Origin of the sequence: Epilithonimonas hominis (genome assembly GCF_003730015.1) — a bacterium.
Classification (GTDB): Bacteria; Bacteroidota; Bacteroidia; order Flavobacteriales; family Weeksellaceae; genus Epilithonimonas; species Epilithonimonas hominis.
Genome location: NZ_RJTU01000028.1, coordinates 48250 through 54827, shown reverse-complemented (window position 1 = coordinate 54827; position 6578 = coordinate 48250). Strand labels below are relative to the sequence as shown.

Genomic DNA, 6578 nt, shown 5'->3' with positions numbered 1-6578 from the left:
TTTTGTTAAGGAACGACTAAATAGTGTTGAATACTTCAAATTATAAAAAAGCGTATAGTGAGAATAATTAAAGTTTTTATATGAAACACCTTTTAACAATATTATTTTGCTTTTTTCTAAGTTCAAATTTACTTGCCCAAACAGTTTATAAAACACCATCCGGTAATAAATATCACTTGGCTTCTTGCAGAATGGTTAAAAATGTATCACAAAAACTAAATGTAACAAGTGCTGTTAATCAAGGACTGCAACCTTGCAAAATTTGCAAACCGACAATGGGAACTCCCCAAAGTTTAATCAGTAAACGAACACAAGGACAATCCAAGACTCAACAATGCATAGGATACACTAAAAAAGGGACACGATGCCGACATATGACAAGTATTGGTAACGGTTATTGTTTTCAACATCAACCTTAAATTATGGAACGATTAATAAAAATAACATTGGCAATCCTTATCTTCCTCTGCCTTGCAAAAATGCCTTACGGATATTATCAACTGGTGCGGTTTTTAGCGTTGATAGGATTTGGAACATTAGCGTACCAAGCCAATCACCAAGGCAAACATACGGAAATGATTATCTATGGAGCATTGGCATTACTCTTTCAACCGTTTTTCAAAATTGCATTAGGCAGAGAACTGTGGAATATTGTGGATGCAATCGTAGGAATCGGACTTTTGTTTTCAGTACTTTTAAAACCAAAAAATTAAAATTAAAATTACAAAAGTTTTAAATTAATGAACAAGATGATCTATGGATTATTCTTCGGAGACAGCATTACTTACGGAGAATATGATGGCGTTTTTGGCGGCTGGGTTGATATCCTGAAACGATATGCTTTGCAAAAATATAATGAAGGGAGTAACGAATTAATTCTTTTCAATCTCGGAATTGGTGGCGAAACAACGGAAGGTTTGCTCAATAGAATGTCTCACGAAATGAAAGCCAGAAATTCCGCTGATGGAAACATCATTTTCATCGGTTACGGAGCTAATGATTTGGCAAAAAAAGATGAAAATCAATTGGTAAATCCGGAACAATTCAAAACTAATATTGAAATTGCTGTTCAAAACGCTAAACAATATTCCAAAGACATCTATCTGGTAAGCATTCTTCCTCTTTCAGAAAACATCGATTCGAAAGTTTCTCCAACAGGAAAAGTGAGAACCAATGAAGATGTTTTAATTTATAATCAAATCCTTAAAACTATTGCAACTGAAAATTCATTAAATTATATTGATTTTCATTCAGCTTTTTTACACGATAAAGAAATTCTGCTTTCCAAGGATGGTGTTCATCCCAACGAAAAAGGTTACGGAATAATGGCTGAAATTGCAATTCCAATTATTGAGAAATATCTTTAAAATTTATTTTTTAACGCAAAGGCACAAATTATTTACTAAAAGAAATTATGTTTTCAAGGCACAAAGTTTTTAACTTCGTTAAAAATGAAAATCTCCATTTTTTTTGCGACTTAACACATTTTTAATAGGATTAACTTTTGCGACTTTGCGATAAAAACAATTCTGTAAAAACAAGTTTAAATATTTTAAAAGCATATAATCCTCTTTGAAATTTCAGAGAGGATTTTTTTGTGAATTACTTTTAGCACAATCTTTGAATTATTCCGAAAAATTAAAGTTTATGAGTGCGGTTAATGTAAAAACGATATTGCTGAAAATATTAAAATGGCTGGGAATCACCATCGCTTCTATCCTATTTTTAATGTTCATTATCCCGATTTTGTTTCCGGGAACCATTTCTCAGCAGGTTAAGTTTTTTGCGAATAAACACCTTGCCGGAGAATTGGATTATAAGAAAACGCATCTTACTTTTTTCCGTCACTTCCCTTCCCTCACGGTTTCCGTAGACGATTTTTTGTTGAAAGGTTCAAAACCTTTTGAACAAGATACATTACTTGCAGCAAAAGAAGTAGCAGTTGGAATCAATCTGAAAAATCTGATTTTCAATAGAGAAGTTAAAATCGATGAAATCTATGTGAACGACGCAACTGCCAATGTTTTTGTTAATTCCAAAGGCGAAGCCAATTATAATGTTTACGTTTCAAAACCGTCCGAAAAACCAAAAGATACAACAGGAACCGGAGCATCCATTAAATTGGATTTAATTAAACTGAAAAACTGGAATATCAAATACAATGACCACGCGGCCAATGTTTTGGTTCAGGCAAAAAATCTGAATTATACTGGTAAAGGTGGACTGAGCGAAGATATTTTTGATTTAAAAACCGACCTCGAAATTGAAAAAATAGATTTTGCACTCAATCGAATTTGGTACGCACAAAAGAAATATCTGAAAGCCGATTTGATTACGAGAATCAACACCAATGCATTGACTTTTGTCTTGAGAAAAAATGAACTAAGAATCAATGAACTTCCTTTGAAATTCACAGGATTTGTGAGTATTCTGAAAGATGGATATAACCTTAATATCAATGCGGCTTCGGAGAAAACGACGATTAAAGATATGTTGTCCGTTTTGCCTCCACAATATCTTAGCTGGGTTAAGGATACAAAAATCGAGGGAAACAGCGATTTGTTTTTTAGTTTAAAAGGAAGATTCAGTGAGCCGAAAAATCAAAAACCAGATTTGAAAGCAAGTCTTAAAGTCGATAATGGTTTTGTTTCCAACAGCAATGCACCTGTGCCGATGAACAATCTTAATCTGGATATGAATGTCGAGTTGCCTGCGCTAGACACAGACAAACTCCTACTCGATTTGCGAAATCTAAGTTTTGATTTAGGCAAGAATAATCAATTCCGTGCAAAAGTCAGAACACAAGGTTTAAATGAAATGAATATCAATGCTAATATCAAAGGCGGAATCGATTTGGCAACTTTAGATGCAGCTTTAGGATTGAAAGATATTGAACTAAAGGGGCTTATGAATACTGATATTCAGTCAAATGGAATCTTTAATTTTGACAAAAAATTATTCCCGAAAACGAAAGGTTATTTCAATCTAAAAAATGGCTGGCTGAAAACAAAATATTATCCAAATCCAATTCAGAATATCAACATTTTAGCGAATATTCATAATACCGACGGAACATTTAAAAGTCTGGGTGTAAAACTCGACCCTTTCAAATTTGATTTTGAAGGCAATCCTGTTTTTGTGAATGCAGATTTGCAGGATTTTGAGGATTTATTGTACAAAGTCAGAGCAAAAGGTGTTTTGAATGTTGGCAGAATCTACAAAGTTTTCAAAAAAGAAGGTTTGGATATCAGCGGTTTGATTATGGCGGATTTATCTTTGAATGGTCGTCAAAGTTATGCGACAACCGGACAATACAGCAAACTTGATAACAGAGGGAATTTAATTCTGAAAAATATTAAAGCTACCACCGAATATCTTCCGAAATCATTCTATATCAAAGAAGGTAATTTCGAGTTTGAGAATGAGAAAATGTGGTTTAGAAAATTCTTTGCAACTTATGGAAAATCCGATTTTGCTTTGAATGGTTATCTTCTCAATACCATCAATTACTTCATCGAAAGAAAAGGAACGCTTCACGGCAAATTCCATCTCAAATCCAATTATATTTTGATTGATGAATTTATGGCGCTGAAAGAAGGCGACAACAAAGACAAATCGCTTTCTGTAGAGTATGCGAAAGAAGAACATCCGAAAAGCAGTGGTGTTGTCATTGTTCCAAAAAATCTGGATGTTTCATTGGAAGCTAATGCGAAAAAAGTAGAATTCAAAGGACTTGGACTGAATAATCTTTTGGGATTAGCTTCCGTAAGCAAAGGCGAAGTTTATCTGAAAAATACAAGTTTTGACATCATAGGAAGTAGAATGAAAATCGATGCAAGATATCAGGACGAATCACCAATCACAGCTAATTATGACGTAGCATTGAATGTTGCAGACTTCGATGTTCAAAGGGCTTACAAAGAAATTGATATGGTGCGTGAAATGGCGACTGCCGCGAAAGACGTGAAAGGGATTGTCTCTTTGGATTACAAACTGAAAGGCGATTTTGACAGCAATATGAAACCGATTTTCCCGTCATTAGAAGGTGGCGGAAATGTGAACCTTAAAGATGTGGAAGTCAAAAACCTAAAAATGCTTTCCGCAGTTGGCGATAATATTGGAGCGAATGCCTTTGATAATCCGGATATGAAAGGTGTGGATATCAAAACGAGCATCAATAATAATTTGATTCACGTAGAGCCGTTTACTTTTAAAGTTTCTGTTCTGAGACCGACGATTAGTGGAACGACAAGTTTCAATGGTTTGCTGGATTTCCGAGTGAGAGTTGGATTACCACCCGCCGGATGGATTGGATTCCCAATTGTAGTCACAGGAACGCACGAGAAACCGAAAATCAAAATCTTCAGCAAGACCGGACAAGGTATTATAGAAGCTTTGTATAATACAAAATCCAACAAAGTTATCCGAGAAGAAAAACGCGCCGAGAAAAAATCCCGAGCACAACAACGAAAGGAAAAACGTGCTCAGGAAAAGAAAGCTGAGAATGCCGAAAAGCAGATTGATAAAGATTTGAAGAAGAAGTAAAAGGAAAGCTCCAATTGGTTTGGAGTTTTTTTCAAGCTTGAAAATTTTATATATTTTTCTTGGAAATCTGAAAAATTTTAGATTAAATTTGTAACCAATGTCCAACCTTGTACAATTTGGTTATGAGCGAATATTTAACTATTTCAGAAACAGCAAAATTACTTAATAAAAGCACAAAAACTCTTCGTCGTTGGGATGAAGAAGGAAAGCTTTCAGCAGTACGAGAACCTATGAGCAATTATAGAGTTTATCGCAAAGATGATGTGCAAGCATTGTTTTCAGAATTTATACAAGATGAAATAATAGAAACTGTTTCAAATTTTGCTGAACCACTTAACGAGTATAAAGTTTTAGAGCTTTTCGCAGGTGCAGGTGGCTTAGCCGTTGGAATGGAAAAAGCAGGTCTAAAATGTGTTGCATTGAATGAAATAGATAAACACGCTTGTGAAACTTTGAGAACAAATCGCCCGAATTGGAATGTCTATGAAGGCGATATAAAGAACTTTAGCTTTTTCAGCTACCATAATCAAGTTGATGTTGTAACAGGCGGGTTTCCTTGCCAGGCATTTAGTTATGCAGGTAAAAGACTAGGCTTCGAAGATGCTAGAGGAACTTTGTTCTATGAATTTGCTCGTGTAGTAAAAGAAGTAAATCCTCCAATTTGTATTGGTGAGAATGTAAAAGGTCTTTTAAGTCACGATAATGGGAAAACTCTGCAAGGAATGATTTCCATATTAGACGAAATTGGTTATAATGTGGTTCCAGTTGAAGTTTTGAAAGCTATTAATTACAAAGTTCCACAAAAAAGAGAGCGCTTAATTTTAGTTGGTATTCGAAAAGATATTGATGTAAAATATGAATATCCAAAACCTTACAAGAAAATCTACAACCTAAAAGATGCTTTGAAAAAAGGCGATTTATTTGACACTAATGTTCCAAAGTCTGATGGAGTAAAATATCCTGAAAGTAAAAAAAATGTTTTGGATTTAGTTCCGCCAAAAGGATATTGGAGAGATTTGCCTTTAGATATTCAAAAGGAGTTTATGGGAGCTAGTTTTTATCTAGGAGGAGGAAAAACAGGGATGGCACGACGAATCGGTTGGGACGAACCTTGTTTGACATTAACTTGCAGTCCAGCGCAGAAGCAAACAGAACGTTGTCATCCAGATGAAACTCGTCCCTTTACAGTCCGCGAATATGCAAGAATACAAACTTTTCCAGATGATTGGCATTTTGCGGGACCAATGTCTCAACAATACAAACAAATAGGAAATGCCGTACCTGTTAATTTAGGTAGAGAAATTGGCTATTCAATCATCAAGTTTTTGAATGATTATTATAAAACAAGATAGGAATCAATACTTATTTTAATCAAAATATTTTGCTTGAATTTCTATCGCTAGATTTGAAATAGTTTGTTCTACAATGTGACTTCCATCTACTTCTAACGCGACATCACCAATAGCATCAATCAAATCAAGATAAAAATCTTCTTTTCCAGTTAATCTATACCAAAATTCTTTTCCTATAATTACTGGATAAGATTGCGATATTTTTTTATAATGTGAACTCAATTCAGCTTCTTCTCCATAAATCACACCTACAATCATATCATTAATTCCAATATTAAGATTGTTGGTTCTCGCTAAATTTCTCACACCATTGAAGTGATTAATTACCGTAGTAACATCATCGTGATTGATTGTATTAGGACCAGCTTTTAGTTGACAATATTTTCTTCGACCATCAATTCCGTCAATAAATTCAATATCAATTCCAGATGTTGTAGAGCCTAATCCTTGGAATAGTTGACCAATCAATTTTTGGACTTTCATACCAAAGGAAGTATTTATAGAAGAACCAAGAATTCTTGGTAAGACTAATGCTTTTGCAATACTTTCGGCGTTATCATTTCCAGTAAGAAAATTTGCAAGATATTTAAACATGAAAGGGTTTACATTATATTCAGATAATTTACTCGCACGTTAACAAGCACCTTCAATATGACTAATTACAATTTCACTTCTAAAAAA

Annotated in this window: 4 protein-coding genes and 1 pseudogene; 4 read left to right on the top strand and 1 reads right to left on the bottom strand. The window is 34.2% G+C overall.

Going from position 1 to position 6578, the window contains the following annotated elements; translation table 11 throughout:
* The first annotated feature begins 422 nt into the window (after window positions 1-422).
* From EGH73_RS04065 to dcm, 4 genes are all read left to right on the top strand, one after another.
* A complete protein-coding gene (locus EGH73_RS04065) occupies window positions 423-713 on the top strand; it encodes a DUF6804 family protein (protein ID WP_123280801.1) in 291 nt (96 codons plus the stop codon).
* A 27-nt stretch (window positions 714-740) separates the two neighbouring features.
* Window positions 741-1367 carry an SGNH/GDSL hydrolase family protein gene (locus tag EGH73_RS04060; protein WP_123280800.1) on the top strand — a complete coding sequence of 209 codons (627 nt, stop codon included), beginning with the start codon at window positions 741-743 and terminating at the stop codon, window positions 1365-1367.
* Between the two features lie 280 nt (window positions 1368-1647).
* A complete protein-coding gene (locus EGH73_RS04055; protein WP_123280806.1) occupies window positions 1648-4545 on the top strand; it encodes an AsmA-like C-terminal region-containing protein in 2898 nt (965 codons plus the stop codon).
* A gap of 122 nt (window positions 4546-4667) precedes the next feature.
* Entirely contained in the window at window positions 4668-5897 is a 1230-nt protein-coding gene (gene dcm / locus EGH73_RS04050) for a DNA (cytosine-5-)-methyltransferase (protein WP_123280799.1), read from the top strand.
* A 15-nt stretch (window positions 5898-5912) separates the two neighbouring features.
* On the opposite strand, the pseudogene EGH73_RS04045 reads toward dcm, so the two are convergent.
* Window positions 5913-6494 (bottom strand): annotated as a pseudogene (locus EGH73_RS04045) (PmeII family type II restriction endonuclease); the annotation flags it as partial.
* Between the last annotated feature and the right edge of the window lie 84 nt (window positions 6495-6578).

What these genes read in the sequence shown, in the direction of transcription:
- EGH73_RS04065 (WP_123280801.1), top strand. Translation starts at nt 423, where the DNA reads ATGGAACGATTAATAAAAATAACATTGGCAATCCTTATCTTCCTCTGC.
- EGH73_RS04060 (WP_123280800.1), top strand. Translation starts at nt 741, where the DNA reads ATGAACAAGATGATCTATGGATTATTCTTCGGAGACAGCATTACTTAC.
- EGH73_RS04055 (WP_123280806.1), top strand. Translation starts at nt 1,648, where the DNA reads ATGAGTGCGGTTAATGTAAAAACGATATTGCTGAAAATATTAAAATGG.
- dcm (WP_123280799.1), top strand. Translation starts at nt 4,668, where the DNA reads ATGAGCGAATATTTAACTATTTCAGAAACAGCAAAATTACTTAATAAA.